The 16,197-nt window shown below is 60.1% G+C and carries 21 protein-coding genes and 2 pseudogenes; 6 read left to right on the top strand and 17 right to left on the bottom strand.

Features of this window, described 5'->3' with window-relative positions:
- Nucleotides 1-10: 10 nt before the first annotated feature.
- Nucleotides 11-2,074, bottom strand: a complete 2,064-nt coding sequence (locus AC1D06_RS08225) for a M3 family metallopeptidase (RefSeq protein WP_477985868.1) — start codon at nt 2,072-2,074, stop codon at nt 11-13.
- A gap of 169 nt (nt 2,075-2,243) precedes the next feature.
- Here AC1D06_RS08225 and AC1D06_RS08220 point away from each other — a divergent pair, with 169 nt between their 5' ends.
- Nucleotides 2,244-2,732, top strand: a complete 489-nt coding sequence (locus AC1D06_RS08220; protein ID WP_477874921.1) for a MarR family winged helix-turn-helix transcriptional regulator — start codon at nt 2,244-2,246, stop codon at nt 2,730-2,732.
- A gap of 46 nt (nt 2,733-2,778) precedes the next feature.
- On the opposite strand, the gene AC1D06_RS08215 is transcribed toward AC1D06_RS08220, so the two are convergent.
- Entirely contained in the window at nt 2,779-4,002 is a 1,224-nt protein-coding gene (locus tag AC1D06_RS08215) for an argininosuccinate synthase (RefSeq protein ID WP_477985867.1), read from the bottom strand.
- A 249-nt stretch (nt 4,003-4,251) separates the two neighbouring features.
- Between AC1D06_RS08215 and AC1D06_RS08210 the strand changes: the two genes are divergently transcribed.
- Nucleotides 4,252-4,962, top strand: a complete 711-nt coding sequence (locus AC1D06_RS08210; protein ID WP_477985866.1) for a BA14K family protein — start codon at nt 4,252-4,254, stop codon at nt 4,960-4,962.
- A gap of 30 nt (nt 4,963-4,992) precedes the next feature.
- On the opposite strand, the gene AC1D06_RS08205 is transcribed toward AC1D06_RS08210, so the two are convergent.
- Nucleotides 4,993-5,412, bottom strand: a complete 420-nt coding sequence (locus AC1D06_RS08205; RefSeq protein ID WP_477985865.1) for a nuclear transport factor 2 family protein — start codon at nt 5,410-5,412, stop codon at nt 4,993-4,995.
- A 321-nt stretch (nt 5,413-5,733) separates the two neighbouring features.
- Between AC1D06_RS08205 and AC1D06_RS08200 the strand changes: the two genes are divergently transcribed.
- Together AC1D06_RS08200 and AC1D06_RS08195 are read left to right on the top strand one after the other, a co-directional pair.
- Complete coding sequence (locus AC1D06_RS08200) at nt 5,734-6,597, top strand: SDR family NAD(P)-dependent oxidoreductase (RefSeq protein ID WP_477985864.1); 864 nt, start codon at nt 5,734-5,736, stop codon at nt 6,595-6,597.
- Nucleotides 6,597-7,238: a LysE family translocator gene (locus tag AC1D06_RS08195; protein ID WP_477874931.1), complete on the top strand. Its 642-nt coding sequence runs from the start codon at nt 6,597-6,599 to the stop codon at nt 7,236-7,238. Before AC1D06_RS08200 ends, AC1D06_RS08195 begins: the two co-directional genes overlap by 1 nt.
- Nucleotides 7,239-7,241: 3 nt before the next feature.
- Here AC1D06_RS08195 and AC1D06_RS08190 read toward each other — a convergent pair whose 3' ends face one another.
- The 12 genes and pseudogenes from AC1D06_RS08190 to AC1D06_RS08135 form a co-directional block, all read right to left on the bottom strand.
- On the bottom strand, nt 7,242-7,646 hold the full coding sequence (locus AC1D06_RS08190) for a VOC family protein (RefSeq protein ID WP_477874933.1): 405 nt from the start codon (nt 7,644-7,646) through the stop codon (nt 7,242-7,244).
- Between the two features lie 29 nt (nt 7,647-7,675).
- Nucleotides 7,676-8,941, bottom strand: coding sequence for an RNA polymerase sigma factor (locus tag AC1D06_RS08185; RefSeq protein ID WP_477985863.1), 1,266 nt, complete (start codon nt 8,939-8,941; stop codon nt 7,676-7,678).
- On the bottom strand, nt 8,941-9,294 hold the full coding sequence (locus AC1D06_RS08180) for a YciI family protein (protein WP_477874937.1): 354 nt from the start codon (nt 9,292-9,294) through the stop codon (nt 8,941-8,943). Before AC1D06_RS08180 ends, AC1D06_RS08185 begins: the two co-directional genes overlap by 1 nt.
- A 96-nt stretch (nt 9,295-9,390) precedes the next feature.
- On the bottom strand, nt 9,391-9,777 hold the full coding sequence (locus AC1D06_RS08175; RefSeq protein ID WP_477874939.1) for an MAPEG family protein: 387 nt from the start codon (nt 9,775-9,777) through the stop codon (nt 9,391-9,393).
- 93 nt (nt 9,778-9,870) lie between these two features.
- On the bottom strand, nt 9,871-10,497 hold the full coding sequence (locus AC1D06_RS08170) for a DUF1287 domain-containing protein (protein WP_477985862.1): 627 nt from the start codon (nt 10,495-10,497) through the stop codon (nt 9,871-9,873).
- Between the two features lie 81 nt (nt 10,498-10,578).
- A pseudogene (locus tag AC1D06_RS08165) lies at nt 10,579-10,719 on the bottom strand (ABC transporter ATP-binding protein); the annotation flags it as partial.
- Between the two features lie 5 nt (nt 10,720-10,724).
- A complete protein-coding gene (locus AC1D06_RS08160; RefSeq protein ID WP_477875131.1) occupies nt 10,725-11,051 on the bottom strand; it encodes a type II toxin-antitoxin system HicB family antitoxin in 327 nt (108 codons plus the stop codon).
- Between the two features lie 2 nt (nt 11,052-11,053).
- Nucleotides 11,054-11,314 (bottom strand): type II toxin-antitoxin system HicA family toxin, encoded by a 261-nt coding sequence (locus AC1D06_RS08155; RefSeq protein WP_477985861.1) that lies wholly within the window; start codon nt 11,312-11,314, stop codon nt 11,054-11,056.
- A gap of 33 nt (nt 11,315-11,347) precedes the next feature.
- Nucleotides 11,348-12,520 carry a dual-specificity RNA methyltransferase RlmN gene (gene rlmN, locus AC1D06_RS08150; RefSeq protein WP_477875133.1) on the bottom strand — a complete coding sequence of 391 codons (1,173 nt, stop codon included), beginning with the start codon at nt 12,518-12,520 and terminating at the stop codon, nt 11,348-11,350.
- A gap of 233 nt (nt 12,521-12,753) precedes the next feature.
- Nucleotides 12,754-13,311, bottom strand: coding sequence for an invasion associated locus B family protein (locus tag AC1D06_RS08145; protein WP_477985860.1), 558 nt, complete (start codon nt 13,309-13,311; stop codon nt 12,754-12,756).
- A gap of 260 nt (nt 13,312-13,571) precedes the next feature.
- Nucleotides 13,572-13,952, bottom strand: a complete 381-nt coding sequence (locus AC1D06_RS08140; RefSeq protein WP_477985859.1) for a YkvA family protein — start codon at nt 13,950-13,952, stop codon at nt 13,572-13,574.
- Nucleotides 13,953-14,061: 109 nt separating this feature from the next.
- Nucleotides 14,062-14,361, bottom strand: coding sequence for a 4a-hydroxytetrahydrobiopterin dehydratase (locus tag AC1D06_RS08135; protein WP_477874949.1), 300 nt, complete (start codon nt 14,359-14,361; stop codon nt 14,062-14,064).
- Between the two features lie 30 nt (nt 14,362-14,391).
- Between AC1D06_RS08135 and AC1D06_RS08130 the strand changes: the two genes are divergently transcribed.
- Nucleotides 14,392-14,862 (top strand): low molecular weight protein-tyrosine-phosphatase, encoded by a 471-nt coding sequence (locus AC1D06_RS08130; protein WP_477985858.1) that lies wholly within the window; start codon nt 14,392-14,394, stop codon nt 14,860-14,862.
- On the opposite strand, the gene AC1D06_RS08125 is transcribed toward AC1D06_RS08130, so the two are convergent.
- Together AC1D06_RS08125 and AC1D06_RS08120 are read right to left on the bottom strand one after the other, a co-directional pair.
- On the bottom strand, nt 14,863-15,249 hold the full coding sequence (locus AC1D06_RS08125; RefSeq protein WP_477985857.1) for a hypothetical protein: 387 nt from the start codon (nt 15,247-15,249) through the stop codon (nt 14,863-14,865). It lies immediately after the preceding gene.
- Between the two features lie 294 nt (nt 15,250-15,543).
- Nucleotides 15,544-15,726, bottom strand: a pseudogene (locus AC1D06_RS08120) (thiolase family protein); the annotation flags it as partial.
- Nucleotides 15,727-16,011: 285 nt separating this feature from the next.
- Here AC1D06_RS08120 and AC1D06_RS08115 point away from each other — a divergent pair.
- On the top strand, nt 16,012-16,197 hold a 186-nt coding region (locus tag AC1D06_RS08115; protein ID WP_477985856.1), incomplete at its 3' end, for a transposase.

Genomic DNA, 16,197 nt, shown 5'->3' with positions numbered 1-16,197 from the left:
CGAAGAAAGATTAGGCGGCCAATCCCTTCTTCCTCAACATGGCATCCGGGCTCGGCAGCTTGCCGCGGAAGGCCTTGTAGGCGTCTTCCGGATCGACCGAGCCGCCGGCCGAGTAGATGTTGTCCTTCAGTTTCTTCGCCGTTTCCGGATTGAACGGGTTGCCGGTTTCCATGAAGGCGTCGAAGGCGTCGGCGTCGAGCACTTCCGACCACATGTAGGAATAGTAGCCGGCCGAATAGCCGTCGCCGGAGAAGACGTGGGAAAAATGCGGCGTGCGGTGGCGCATGACGATCGAAGACGGCATGCCGATCTCCACAAGCACTTCGCGCTCGACCGTCATCGGCGGTTCGGTGGGTTCGCGGGTGTGGAAGGCCATGTCGACCAGGGCCGAAGAGGTGAATTCCACGGTAGCGAAGCCGGAATTGAAGGTACGGGCTGCCAGCACCTTGTCGAGCAGCGCCTCGGGCATCGGCACGCCGGTCTCATAGTGCACGGCGAATTCCTTGAGGATCGCCGGCACTGTCAACCAATGTTCATAGAGCTGCGACGGCAGCTCGACAAAATCGCGCGCCACGCCCGTGCCGGAAACCGACGGGTAGGTGACGTTGGAGAGCATGCCATGCAGGGCATGGCCGAATTCGTGGAACAGCGTGCGGGCATCGTCGAGCGACAGCAGCGCCGGACGACCCTCGGCCGGCTTGGCGAAATTGCAGACATTGTAGATGATCGGTATTTCGCCGTGCGCGCCATTCTTCAGTGTCAGCTTATGCTGGCTCTGGAACGAGCTCATCCAGGCGCCGGAGCGTTTCGACGGCCGGGCAAAATAGTCGCCGAGGAACAGCGCAATCAGGTTGCCGTTGAAATCGCGGATCTCGAAGACCCGGACATCAGGGTGATAGCCGGCAATATCCGTGCGCGGAACCGCCTTGATGGCGAAAAGCCGCGACGCGGTGGCGAAGCAGGCGTCGATGATCTTTTCGAGCTGCAGATAGGGCTTCAGTTCGCCTTCGGAGAAATTGAATTTCTGCGTCCGCAGCTTTTCGGCATAGTGGCGCCAGTCCCAGGGCTCGACGGAATGGTTTTTGCCATCCTCGGCGATCACGCGGGCAAGATCGGCCTCTTCCTCAAGCGCCCGGAGCCGTGCCTTTTCCCAGACCTGCATCAACAGGCCGTTCACGTTCTCGGCTGTCTTGGCCATGGTATTGTCGAGCTTGAGCGCGGCAAAATGCGGATAGCCGAGCAGCTTTGCCTTCTCGGCGCGGAGCGCAAGCGTCTCGGCGATGATGGCGCGGTTGTCGGTGGGGCCTTCGTTCTCACCGCGGGCGATCCAGGCCCGAAAAGCCTGTTCGCGCAGATCGCGATTGTCCGAGAAGGTCAGGAAGGGTTCGATGATCGAGCGCGACAGCGTGACGGCGAATTTGCCCGCCTCGCCGTGGTTGGCGGCCGCACCCGCCATCGCGTCGCGCAGGAATTCGGGCAGGCCGGCAAGTTCCTCCTCCGTCGAGAGATACAGCACCCAGCTCTTCTCGTCGGCGAGCACGTTCTGGCCGAAATTGGCGCCGAGGCTCGCCAGCCGCTCATTGATGGCGGCCAAGCGCTGCTGCTGCTCCTTCGGCAGCTTGGCGCCGGATTTCACGAAACCTTTCCAGTGACGCTCCAGCACGCGGGTCTCTTCGAGCGTCAGGCCGAGCGTGTCGCGGCTTTCCCAGAGCGTGTCGATGCGCTTGAACAATGTCTCGTTCTGGCCTATGCGCGAATAGTGCCGCGACATTTCCGGCGAGATTTCCCGCTCGAGATGCTGGATCGTGTCATTGGCGTCGGATCCGGCCTTGTTCCAGAAGAGCGCGGAAACCCGCGACAGAGCATCGCCGGCGATTTCCAGGGCGGTGATCGTGTTGGCGAAGGTCGGCGCTTCCGGATTGTTGGCGATCTCGTCGATTTCCGCATCGTGGGCGGCAAGCGCATGGTCGAAGGCGGGTTTGAAATCCTCGTCTTTCACCTGATCGAAACGAGGCAGGCCATGCGGTCCATCCCAGGTGAAAATCGCTTGGTTTAGGGCATTAACGTCCGTCATTTCTGGTCTTCCTTGCAAATCAAAAATCGGTCTCCCGCCTATATAGGCGCAAAGACAACGGAATTGCGACTGCGCCCAACACCTGCTACGGAAATCTCCCATCACGTTTTCGCTTGAAAACCATAACAATATATAATAAGTTTATCTTATTATTAACCGAGACCAAAACATGCCGCTGAAAGCCAATCCTGACTCGCTCGGATTCCTGATCACCGAGACCGCCCGCCTGCTCCGCGTCGCCTTCGAGCGGCGCATTACGGAGGCGGGGCTCGACATCACCCCGGCCGAGGCGCGCACGCTTGTCTATGTCGCCGCTACGGAAGGCGCGCGGCAGAACATTATCGCCGACCGCATGGGCGTCGAGCCGATGACCGTCTGTGCCTATCTCGATCGCTTGGAGAAGCTCAATCTCATCGCCCGCTGTCAGGACCCCAGTGACCGGCGCGCCAAGAACGTGCGCACGACTGACGATGCCGACCGCATGCTGGCCAGCGTCCAGCAGGAAACGTCGAAACTGTTCGACCAGATCCAGAACGGTCTCGACGCCGAAACCCGCAAGGTGTTTCAGGCGGCGCTGAAGACGGTGCGCAACAATCTGCAGGGGCTGCTGGCCGACAAGCCGGCGCAGGAGCCGGTCGTCGAAGCGGTCATCGCATAAAAAGCGGCGGATTGCTCCGCCGCCTCTCAACTCCAATTCTTAGCGATCAGACCTTCAGGTTACGCTTGCCGAGCGTCCTGAGACGTAGCGCGTTGAGCTTGATGAAGCCGGCTGCGTCCTTCTGGTCGTAGGCGCCCTGGTCGTCCTCGAAGGTGACGAGCTGGTCGGAATAGAGCGATTTCGGGCTCTCGCGGCCGGTGACCATGACATTGCCCTTGTAGAGCTTCAGCGTCACTTCGCCTTCGACATGGCGCTGCGACAGGTCGATCGCGGCCTGCAGCATTTCGCGCTCCGGCGAGAACCAGAAGCCGTAATAGATGAGCTCGGCATAGCGCGGCATCAGATCGTCCTTGAGGTGCGCCGCGCCGCGATCCAGCGTGATCGACTCGATCGCGCGATGGGCGGTGAGCAGGATGGTGCCGCCGGGGGTCTCGTAGACACCGCGCGATTTCATGCCGACGAAGCGGTTTTCGACCAGGTCGAGACGGCCGATGCCATTGTCGCGGCCGTAATTGTTGAGCGTGGCAAGCAGGGTGGCGGGGCTCATGCGCTCGCCATTGATCGACACGGCGTCGCCCTTTTCGAAGCCGATCTTGATGACGGTGGCCTTGTCAGGGGCGGCTTCCGGCGAAATGGTGCGCATGTGCACATATTCCGGTGCTTCCTGGGACGGATCTTCCAGCACCTTGCCTTCGGAGGAGGAGTGCAGGAGGTTGGCGTCGACGGAGAAGGGGGCCTCGCCCTTCTTGTCCTTGGCGACCGGAATCTGGTGCTTTTCGGCGAATTCGAGCAGGTCGGTGCGGCTCTTGAACGACCATTCGCGCCAGGGGGCGATGACCTTGATGTCCGGGTTCAGCGCATAAGCTGAGAGTTCGAAGCGGACCTGGTCGTTGCCCTTGCCTGTGGCGCCATGGGCAATGGCGTCGGCGCCGGTCTTCTTGGCGATCTCGACAAGATGCTTGGAGATCAGCGGACGGGCGATCGAGGTGCCGAGCAGGTAGACGCCTTCATAGACGGCATTGGCGCGGAACATCGGGAAGACGAAATCGCGGACGAATTCCTCGCGCACGTCCTCGATGAAGATCTCCTTGATGCCGAGCATTTCAGCTTTCTTGCGCGCCGGCTCCAGTTCCTCGCCCTGGCCGAGATCGGCGGTGAAGGTCACGACCTCGGCGCCGAGTTCGGTCTGCAGCCATTTGAGGATGATCGAGGTGTCGAGGCCGCCCGAATAGGCCAGCACGACTTTCTTTACGTCTTTGGGGAGCGCCATGTACGTGTTCCACTGTTGAGGCGAGGAAATGCGGTCTTTTAGCCTGATTGGCGGCAGTTGCAAGCCCTAGCGACATCGGCGCTGCGCGGGTTCGGGCGATGAATGTTGTTGGTTTTCCGAGCACGGAGTCGCGACAGGTTACCGGCGGCAGGAATCCGTGATCGCCGGTGCGGTGCGGCCGGCCGAAAATCGGGAACCGGATTCGGCGTGAAACATTCCTCCACCAACAAGTCAATCAGGAGAAGGCCAATGAAGACGATCGCAGCTCTGATAGCGGGTCTGCTTCTGTCCGTTGCGACCTATCTCGGCGGCGTGGTGACCGGCGCCACCTTTTCCCACGGCACGACGCAACTCAAGCCGCAGAATATGGATACGGCATCCCTTTGGACAAGCGAGCCGATGCTGGTCCATCGCGAGCGGCAAGTGCTGACACGGCTGCCGGCGCGACGCCAGCCCGGTACCGAGACAGTCACCACCACAAACAAGGCGGGTATCGAGGGGAACGTGGCATATTCGCCTCGAAACGGTACGAATCTGCCAGGGGCGGACGCGCAAGGTGGCGTGGACGACATGACCACGGGGGCCATAGAACCCAGTCAGACGGTCGATCCGAGCCAGCAGGCGCATATCGAGTGGTGTTCGCGTCGCTATGCGTCCTACCGCCCGGCCGACGACACGTATAAGCCCTATAGTGGTGGCTGGCGTCGCTGCGTGTCGCCGAAGTTGGATATCGTGGCGACGGAAACCGGCCTGGACAGTACTGCCGCAACTGCCCAGCAGCCATCCGAGGTGACAGGCAATGAGAGCCAGGCGGAGGTTCAGGCAGCCTCCTATAACGAGCCCTCGATCGTCGACGACGGCGCCCATGCCAGATCCTGTGCYAGCCGCTATCATTCCTACGACGCAGGGGACAATACGTATCAGCCCTATGACGGCGGGCCGCGTCGGCAATGCAAATGAGGTGGCCTTCGCGGCTCGACTGCCCATCGATCAGGCTGTGGCCGGCGCGCCCGCATCGATCGGGTTCTGACGGAAGAGCTCGCCCACCAGCCAGCTGTCGAGATAGGCCCGGACTTCCACGATCTGCTTGTCGGCAAAGCGGCAGAGCCAGCAATAGTGGTTGTCGAACCGCATTTCATTCCTGGCCGTCGCCATCGAGCGCAGCTCGACAATCGCCCAATCGCCGTCGATGAGCACGTTCTGCACCACGAGCTGTGTGCCCTGCGGCAGGACCTTGTAGAGCTTGGCGAACGTGCCCGCCTGGAAAGCCTGCTTTGAATGATAATGGCCGGCGAGCGGGTGCGTGCCTTGGACAATCCAGTCAACATCATCCGCAACATGGTCGAAAAACTTTGTGCCTTCGCCGTGTTCCAGATGTGCGAAGAGTTCTATGACGTCCTGCTTGTCCATCCTCTTGTTCTCCATGGATTGGTCGATGCCCGCGTGGCGCAAAGCGTCGCTGCTCAGCAGTCTTCCCCCACCGCAGAGTGCTGCATACTACCGAAGGCTGCAAGTGAAGTTCCACGACCACATTCTTATTTTTCGAGGCGATGCGCTGACGCGCCTTCTGAATCGGCGATAGCCGCCCTGCCTGCCAGCAAGCTTTCGGAATTGTCTTTGGAAGGGATGGAAGTGACGTTGCGCTTGGTTTAATCGTGAAATGAATACCGGCTATAGGTGAAAGCCTCTGTTCCGGCCCCCAGCGAACTGGCAATCCAGCAGGAGCGACCCATGTCAGATTTCCATCCCGTGTTCAAATCCGGCAATACCGCCGTCATCACCGGCGCCGCCTCCGGCATCGGCCTTGCCGCGGCGAAGAGTTTTGCCAGGCTGGGCCTCAATGTCGTGCTCGCCGACCTTGGCAGTGATCGGCTGGAAGAGGCGGAAAAGGCGGTGATGGCGCTGTCTCCACGCGGCGCCGATGCCATTATCGGCATCCCGACGGATGTCGCCAATCTGGCTGACATCGAAATCATGGCAGAGGACACCGAAAAGCGCTTCGGCAAAGTGCATGTGCTGATGAACAATGCCGGTATCGGTCCGGGAAGCTCGATATTCGGGCCGCTCGAGGATTGGGAAAAAGTGTTCCACGTGAATCTCTGGGGCGTGATCTACGGTTCGCGCACCTTTGGGCCGAAAATGCTGGCGCATGGCGAGACGGCTGTGATCATCAATACCGGTTCCAAGCAGGGCATCACCACACCGCCCGGCGACCCGGCCTACAACACCGCCAAGGCCGGCGTGAAAGTCTTCACCGAAGCGCTGCAGCACGAATTGCGCAACACGCCCGGCAGCGCCGTCTCGGCGCATCTGCTGATCCCCGGCTTCGTCTTCACAGGACTGACGACGGGTGGACGGACTGAGAAGCCCGCCGCCGCCTGGACGCCGGAACAGACGATCGAGTTCATGATGGACTCACTCTCTCTCGGCGATTTCTATATCCTCTGCCCGGACAATGACGTGCCGCGTTCGCTTGACGAAAAGCGTATCTATTGGGCCGCGCACGACATTATCGAAAACAGGCCGCCGCTGTCGCGCTGGCATCCTGACTATGCCGAGGCATTCAAGGAATTTCTCGCCAAGGACCTGAAATAATGACGTTCCTGCCCGATTTCGCCACCATCGCCACGTTCACGGTGATGGGCTGGATTCTCGCGATCACGCCCGGCCCGGATATGACGATTTCGATCAGCCGGGCGCTCGCCGATGGCCGGCTCGGCGCCATGTGGGTCGTCCTCGGCACCACATGCGGCGTCGTGGTGCACACCATGCTGGTGGCGTTCGGCGTGTCGGCGCTGATTGTCGCTTCGCCCACGGCGTTCATGGTGCTGAAAACGGGCGGCGCCGGTTATCTCGTCTGGCTCGCCATTCAGGCGATCCGCAAGGGTTCCAGCTTGTCGGTGAAGCGCGCTGCCGGCCCGTCCAACGGCGCGCGCAAGAATTTCTTGACAGGGTTGGGTGTCAACCTGCTCAATCCCAAGGTCATCATCTTCTTCATGACCTTCCTGCCGCAATTCGTCCATGCCGGCGATCCGCATGTGACCGGCAAGCTGATCTTCCTCGGCCTCTGGTTCATCGTCATCGGCATGCCCGTCAACATTCTCGTCGTACTGACGGCCCAGTGGCTGTCCGGCTGGCTGCAGCGGAACCGCAGTGTCCTGCGCGGCATCGATTACACCTTCGCCGGCGTGTTCTCGCTGTTTGCGGTCAAGATCTGGATGACGCAGGCGCGGTAGGCGTCAACTGGCGAAAGCCAGAAGATTGCCGTCGGGATCGCGGACGATGAACGTATCCGATCCCCACGGCTCGCGGCGCAGGTGCTGATGGAACGGCGCATCGGCGGTGCGAAACTCTTCATAAAGCGCCTTGGCATCGTTGACGGTGATCGCGGCGCTCAGCGCGTCCTCTTCCCGTTTGCGGAAACCGGCGTCGAAGACGGCGCCGTCGACATGGCGCAGATTGAGCCGTGCGCCATCCCGGCCAACCTGAGCATAGAAGGGTGGCTCGCCATAGGCGAAAATCACGTCGAAGCCGAGCGTCTTCGTGTAGAAATCGATCGATAGGCTGATGTCGCCGACGAAGAGCTGCGGCTCCGCCGAAATCAGGATCGGCTTCAAGGCGGTTGAAACGGACGGACTCGGCATAGGTGCCTCCACTGCTCCGAGCGCGCAGCTTAGGCGGAAGTCGCCGCTGAGCCAAGCATTTCCATCTTCCGCGTGAGGAAYTGCCGCTCTGCATCGGATTGCGACAGGCGGATGGCGGTCTGGTAGGCGAGCCTTGCGGCATCGGCCTGCCCCGTGCGGGCCAGGAGATCGGCCTGCACCGCATAGAAGGGCTGGTATTGCACCAGCGCCTGGGCAATCGGTTGCAGCAAAGCGAGCGCCGCGTTCGGTCCCTCGACATAGGAGAGGGCGACGATGCGGTTGAGCTCATAGACCGGATTGTTGGCGGTGCGCGCCAGCTCGCGATAGAGCAGCGCGATCTCAGCCCAGTTCGTTTCGGCGAAACTTGGCGCTTCTGCATGCACGGCGATGATCGCAGCTTGCAGCTGGTAGGGACCCGGCCGGCCATGCCGGAGCGCGCGTTCGAGAATGGCGATCCCTTCGGCGATTTCACCCTTCTGCCAAAGCGATCGGTCTTGGTCTTCCAGCGACAGGATTTCGCCCTTCGCACCCAGCCGGGCATTGCGCCGCGCGTGATGCAGCAGCATCAGCGCCAGCAGGCCTTCGATCTCGCCTTCATTGGGGCGGAGCTGCGTCAGGAGCCGCCCGAGCCGGATCGCTTCTTCACAAAGGTCGCTACGAATGTGGTTGTCACCGCCCGACGCGTAACCTTCGTTGAAGATCAGATAGACGACAGCGAGCACGCTTTCGAGCCGTTCCGCCCAACCGTCCGGACCGGGAACTTCATAGGCGATGCCGGCGGCGGCGATCTTGTGGCGGGCGCGAACCAGGCGCTGGGCCATGGCGTCATGGCCGTCGAGAAAGGCATCGGCGATTTCTTCGGTCTTCAAGCCGCAGACGGAGCGCAGGGTCAGTGCCACGCAGGTCTTGCTGTCGAGCGCGGGATGGCAGCAGGTGAAGACCAGCTTCAGCCGCTCATCGCCGAACGGGTCGGGGTCGTCGTCCATGACGGAGGCATTTTCCATTTCGATAAGATGCGCGATCTCGCCCGATTTCGAACGGAAATTGGCCGAGCGGCGCAAGCGGTCGATCGCCTTGCGCTTGGCGGTCTGCATCAGCCAGGCATTCGGCGCGGCCGGCAAGCCGTTGCGGTTCCAATGGATCAGGGCCGATTCCAGCGCATCCTGCAGACTGTCCTCGGCCAGCTGGAAATTGCGGATCGTGCCGACGAGACTGGAGAGAAGGCGCCCGCCATCGAGGCGCGCGATACGATCGATCGCCTTGGCAACGGACGCCTTCTCGCCAACGTCATGCATCAGTGATCGAACACCATGATCGGGCGAAGCTCGACGGAGCCATTGGCCGCATGCGGAATGAGCGACGCATATTTGATCGCATCGTCGAGATTGGCGCAGTCGAGAATATAGAAGCCGCCGAGCTGTTCCTTGGTCTCGGCGAAGGGACCGTCCATCGTCTCGGTCTTGCCGCCGCGGACGCGCACGGTAGTTGCGGTGGTCACCGACTGCAGGGCATCGCCCGCCACCCAGACACCGTCGTTCTTATAGGTGTCGGTGGCGTTCTGGTAGCCGCCCATCATTTTGCCGAATTCCGCCGTCTCCGGCAGGACCGGGTTTGCGGAATCCATGTAGATCAAAGCGATATATTTCATTTCGGTCTCCTCTGTTGTTTGACCCGCCCGGCCTTGCCGTCGAGTGAAAGGGTGACGAACGAAGTTTTCGAAATCGACATCAGCCGCAGAAAAATTTCAGTAGAGCGACCATAGCAGGAAAACCACGCAGGCAAGGACGCAAAGATGCGTGCCGACGGCACCCAGGACCCGCAGCGGATTGGCCGGATATGTCGCATTGAGCCCGATGGGATGGATGAGGCGCGAGATGAGCAGCACGATGCCGATGACATGCACCCATTTCGACGGCATGCCGGCGGCTTCGGCAAGCGCCATCATGAACAGGGTGAAGGGCACATATTCGACGAAATTGCCGTGCCGCCGCATCCAGACGGCCAGATCGGCATTGCCGCCGTCGAGGATCGCGACGCCGACTTTGCCGCGCTTGGTCGAGACAATGATGGAAAGGACGATGCCGGCGATCGCCAGGATCGATGCGTAAAGCGCTGTGACATGAAAGGCCATGGGTCTACTCCCCCGTGTTGACGATGCAACGCGGTAACGAACGGCTTTCGCGCGGATCGACATGGGACCGGAAAAATAATCGGTGAGGGAAGTTCAGCCCGAAAAGCGGTAGCGACCGGTGATCGGATAGCCGAAGAGCGCATCTGCCAGGCGCGCGCCCCAGCCGATATTATGGATCATCAGCGGCCGTCCGCCGTCCTCGCTCAGCAGATTGGAGACGATGAGGATATGCGGCCTGCCCCCCGGCAGCATCTGCGTCACGATATCGCCGGGTGCGTAGCCGAGAGCATCGTCCGGCACCGGCAGTTGGGCGCCGTGGCGCTTCAGGTAGGTCTGTAGGTTGGGCACGCGGCGATGGTCGATATTGCTGTCGGCGTGGCTTAGTCCCCAGGTCTTCGGATAGGCGGAGAAGGCGCGCAGCATGTCCTCGTGTACGAGGCGCTGCAGGTCGATGTTCAGGCCGTCGCGATAGGCGCGGACGATCACGTCGGTACAGACACCGCGGAAGCGAGGCACATCGCCGCCTGGATAGGATATCCGGGTATAGGAGGCGTCATAGAGCAGCGTCACGCCGATCTGCGTTTGTGCCGCAGCGATCAGCTTTCCCGCCCAGGGTTCCGCAGGCAATGTTCCGGCGGAGGCTGGACGTCTGAACGCCGAGAACAGGCCGATAGCGGCCGCGGCCGATCCGCCTACAAGAAGAAATCGACGCGAAAGCATGGCAAGGTCTCCGCTCCGGATATGAAGTTCGTCCTATGTGAAACAGGCAAATTGTGGGCGCTGAACTCAGACGTCAGCCGATCAGCGATGCATTGTCTCCAGCGTCTGGCCGCTTATCTTGCGGAACATGGTGATCAGATCCTCGACCTGCATGTTCTTGCGGTTGTCGCTGCCGACATCGAGCATGATCTCACCGCCATGCAGCATGATGGTGCGGGTGCCGTTGGCTAATTCGCGACAGCTCGTTCTAAGGTTTTCGTTACCCACTTGTTGAGGCTGACCCCTTCTCGTCTGGCTGCGGCAGACAAGGCGCGGTGCAGAGTTGGCTCGGTGCGGATGACGAACTGGCCGGAATATGGCTTTTCCGGTTCCTCACCGCGCTCGGCGCAAAATGCCAGGTAGTCTTCGATCGAGTCCGCCATGGCGGATTTCAGTTCCTGTGCGGAATTGCCCTGGAACGTGATGACATCGCGGAGATTGATGATTTCGCCGTGGAAAATCTCGGCCTCCTCATCGAATTCGATGATGGCCTCATAGCCTTTGTAGTGCATCATATTCACGGTTTTACCTCCGCTTCGAGCAGGAACCGTCGCACCGATTTCACTGCGCCTTTGTCTGTTTCCTTCTGCGGATGCGGCCGATGGAACACTGCGCGTACGCCATTCAGCGCGACTCGTATTCGAGAGCCTTGCCCTTCCGCGATTTCACCGCCGCATGCCAGGAAAAGCAATTCTATATCCCGCCAAGCTATGTTCGATCGCACGGGATCAGCGAAGATCGCCAACAACGTCGCCCTGTGTTTGCCACTCAGCTCCATGCAGTATCAATCTATGATATCATCGAGGAAGTTTCAATCTTCGCCGTGGTTGGCGATCATCATCGCTTCGAAGGCAAGGCGGTCGGTCTTGCGCATGCGCTCGGATTCCGATTTCAGCTGGCCGCAAGCGGCCAGGATATCGCGGCCGCGCGGGGTGCGGATCGGCGAGGCATAGCCGGCCTGGTTGATGAAATCGGCGAAAGCCTCGATCGTCTCCCAGTCGGAGCATTCATATTTCGAGCCCGGCCAGGGGTTGAAGGGGATGAGGTTGATCTTGGCTGGCACGCCCCTCAGCAGCTTGGTCAATTCCCGGGCGTCGTCGAGGCTATCGTTGACACCCTTGAGCATCACATATTCGAAGGTGATGCGACGGGCATTCGACAGGCTCGGATAGGCGCGGCAGGCCTCCATCAATTCCTTGAGCGGAAACTTTTTGTTGATCGGCACCAGCTTGTCGCGCAGATCATCGCGCACGGCATGCAGCGAAATGGCCAGCATGACCCCGGTCTCCGAACCGGTGCGGTAGATTTCCGGCACGACGCCGGACGTGGAGAGCGTGATGCGGCGCTTGGAAAGCGACAGGCCGTCACCGTCCGAGGCGATCAGCAGCGCCGTCTTGACGTTGTCGAAATTGTAGAGCGGCTCGCCCATGCCCATCATCACCATATTGGAGACCTTGCGGCCCTCGGCGGGGACGATGGCGCCAGCCGGCGTTTCCTTGTCGGGGAAATCGCCCAGCCGATCGCGGGCGAGCAGCAGCTGGGAGAGGATTTCCTCCGACGTCAGATTGCGAACCAGGCGCTGTGTGCCGGTATGACAGAAATCGCAGGTGAGCGAACAGCCGACCTGAGAGGAGACGCAAAGCGTGCCGCGGCCCTCTTCGGGAATATAAACGGTCTCGACCTCGACCGGCCGGCCGGCACCACGCGGCGGGAAGCGGAGCAGCCATTTGCGGGTGCCGTCATTGGAAATCTGTTCCTCAACAATTTCCGGCCGGGCAATGGTGAAATGGGTCTTGAGCAGCGTGCGCAGATCCTTGGAGACATTGAGCATGTCATCGAAATCGGAAATGCCGCGGATATAGAGCCAGTGCCAGATCTGTTGGACGCGCATCTTCACCTGGCGTTCCGGCACGCCTTTTTCGACCAGCGCCTCGGCGACTTCTTCGCGCGTCAGGCCGATCAGCGACGGGCGGTTTTCGAACATCGCCGGCGAAACGGCCGGGGATTTCTGAGCGGCCGGGCTCAATGCTTCCATTGCAGTCATGTCTGAATTCCTATGCGCCGCGCATCGCCGAACAATTTCCGGTCGCGGCAAGTCCCTGGATATGGGGAAATTGGGCGCCCTTTACCACTGTTTTGCGGCGGAGTCATCCCTGAACCATAAAATGCAAAGGCCGGGCAAGCCCGGCCTCGAAATCAGTGTGGAAGCGGATGCCTTTACTGGCACCGCTCAATTTTCTTCAGCGCGGCCGAAATGCCTTTCAGCGAGAAGACATAGCCGGTCTTGGTGCCCTTGCCGGAGACGGCGCCCATGGTCATCTGGTGACCGGAACGCAGGGCGGCCACCAGCGCCGGCTCCTCGGCGGCGTTTTCAAGCCAGGCGGAGCGGCCCTTGGTGAACATGGTGAAAGGCTTGCTGTCGACCGTGACCGTCACCTTCGAGCCGGGCTGCAGGTCGTAGCCCACCATCGCCTGCGGCTCATAGGAAATGTTCTGGCCGGGACGTTGCGTCACCAGGAAGAAGACGTCGCCATGGTCGACCTTCGCCGGGGTCGACTGCTTCGGATCCGGCACCGTCAAGACATAGCAAACCTTGCCGGTACTGTTCTTGTAGAAATAAGCGCCCCAGGCCTGGAACTGCTCGATGCGGGTCGGAGCCGGAGTAGACGCCTGTACGGGCTCTTTCTTGATCTTTTTGGCCGCAGACGCGGCATCGGTGAATGAGGCAACAGCCATGACGGCCAGAAGGGCGGCAGCCAGTTTTTTCGCGAACATGATTTCCTTCCGATTTTACTCGAGGCCGGCACGCTAGAGACAGTGCACCACTTTTTGCATTTATTGTGACTTAATTCAGGTTACCAAACCGTCAATACCGGCCTCAACTGCCTGAATATTGTTCCGAACCGGAACAATCGAGATGAGATACGACAGACCGCGCCTGAAGGTTTCGCGACCGATCATAAACTGTTGCTCACAGAGGCAAAGATTGGGGCAAGAATTGGGCAGGGGCGGTCTCTCCACTGAGACACTTGTACTCAGCCGCCCTTGGATTCCTCGGCAAGAGCTTTGTCAGCCCTTTCATAATGCTCCACGCGCATATGGCCGCGCACGGCGGCGATTGCGGCGCCCAGAATGGCAATATCGTCGGTGAAACCGACCACTGCCAGCATGTCCGGAATCGCGTCGAAAGGCAGGATGAAATAGGCAAGCGCGCCGAGCAGGATCGCCCGGACGCGCGTGGGCGTCGCGGGATCCATTGCGCAATAGAAGGCAGCCACGACGTCACGGGCAAATGGGATTTGCCTGACGGCGCGCTTGAACACCGGCCAGAAGCCGGCTTTGACCTTCTTCGCCTTCTTCTCGGTGTCGGCTTCCTCGCCGGGCAGCAGGATTTCACCGTGTTTGACGTCGTCCATCTCAGTCCTCATCGACCCAAAGCGTATCGCATCCGTCTGGAGCCAGCAGACCGGCTCCAAGTAGATGCGACACACCCGAGGTAGCGATATGGTGAGGGTTTTGCCGGATTCAATGGTGGCTTGCGGCACGCTCCATGAAAGCGGCGAAATCGACGTCGAGCTGGCTTAGGCCCTTGGCCGAATGGGTGGTGAGCGTCACATCGACGGTGCGGTAGACATTGAACCATTCCGGATGATGGTCGATCTTCTCGGCAAATATTGCGCATTCGGCCATGAAGCCGAAGGCCTGGATGAAGCTGGCAAACTTAAAGCTTTTCTTAATTGCCAGTCCGTCCTCGCTGAGCGTCCAGCCGCCCAACGCTTGTAGCATGGCCTCGATCTCACTATTGCTAAGTCTCTCTCGATTCATCGCCCGTCTCCCTTTTCGTGGCAGTCTATCATGGATAAAAGGCGAATTCTGTTTGTTTGTCTCGGCAATATTTGCCGCTCGCCCCTGAGCGAGGCGATTTTGCGGACAAAGGCGGAGGCGCTGGGCCTTGGCAGGCTGGTCGAGGTTGATTCGGCCGGCACCGGCGGATGGCATTACGGTGATGCGCCCGACCCGCGCTCGATTGCGGTGGCATATCGGCATGGAATCGATATTTCAGGCCTCAGGGCGCGAAAGGTGCGGACCGTCGATTTCAATGATTTCGACATGATCTTCGCCATGGACCGCAGCAACCTGCGTGATCTCGTTAAGATCGCACCGCATGATTCGGTCGCCGACATCCACCTGTTCATGGATTTCGTCAGCGGCCAGAAGCGCGACGTGCCGGATCCGTATTACGGCGACGAAGGCGATTTCGAGACGGTCTACCAGATGCTGTCGCAGGGCTGCGACCGTCTGCTGTCGATCCTGTTCGGCCGCTGACTACTTCTTCCTGGGCTCGCTATCCATCTTGGGCTTTTTGTCGATTGGCGTCTCAACCTGGGTGGTGCAGCCCTTGGACTGATAGGCCTGATCGATGGCGCTGACCTCGCCTTTCAGCCGCCCGATTTCGTCGGCATTGTCGCCCTGTGTCATGGACGCGACCGGCACATGCACCATCGCCATCCAGGCTGCATCGCGATTGGCGACTTCGGCCTGCTTGTCGGAGAGCGCGTCGAGCTGTTGCTGCTTGTCCGCCTTCTGCGTCGTGAGATCCTGGCAGCGCATCTGTGTGTAGGAATCGGTTGGAACCGACACCGCGACAATATCACCCGGCTGCCTGGCGCATCCTGCCAATAGCAGGAGCGCGCAAGGGAGAATTTTCTTCATTGACCTACGCTTATATCCGTCACCACACCTCGCTTATCGGATTTTGCCGCTTGCTTGTAAAGCATGCGATCCCGCCGATACGCGATAGTATGTCTACGGACACCAGGTGGCGTTGGATCGCTTAAGCGCGTCGCAATCGCTCTGCGCGCTTAAATTCCCTGTTTTTGGAGCCTGTCTTTGTCCTGAGCCGGTTCCCGCTTCCGGCAGATAGGATCAGGGCCTCAATTCGCTGACAGCGAAGGATTTCGGCGCCAGCGGCACGTCGAGCGGATAGGCTTCCTCCACCACATAGGGGCCGCCGCCGACCGAAGCTTGCCTTGCCGGATTCATCCGGTTGCCCGCCTGGATAACGTCGCCCATGACCACAGCGCCAATTTTGTCGCCCGAAAGCCCGGCGCGCTGCAGCGTCTCCCGCACAACGATTGCGCCGAGTTCAGTGGCGGGCGTGCCTTTCAGACAAAACGAATCCGCCAACAATCACTCTATTGCGCGCAAACGCCTTGGTTTGACGCCAACACAGCGCTCCCCCAATTATTGCTTTTGATTAGGTAGAAATTGGTCTCACTCACTTTCTTCTAGAGCATCTGCTCGTGTTAGGTTTCCGCAATTTTCCATTTCAACAGGCTCTCAAGTTGCAGGAAGAATGCCAGCACACCACCAACGGTGTCAGCGAACACCCGGAGCTGATCCTGGAGGCTCTGACCTGCCACGGGTAATTTCCTCCAGAATGGATTAGAGTCCGGCCCATTGAAGGACGGACGCATGAAGAAGCAGAGATTTACGGAAGAGCAGATTATTGCGGTTCTGAAGGAGCAGGAGGCTGGCGCGAAGGTAGCCGACCTGTGCCGCAAGCACGGAGTTTCCGAAGCGACATTTTACAATTGGAAAGCCAAATACGGCGGCATGGAAGTGTCCGAGGCCAAGCGTCTGAAGGCGCTGGAAGAGGAG

Source organism: Rhizobium sp. P2_G2, from assembly GCF_056403555.1.
This window is presented reverse-complemented; position numbering and strand designations above follow the sequence as displayed.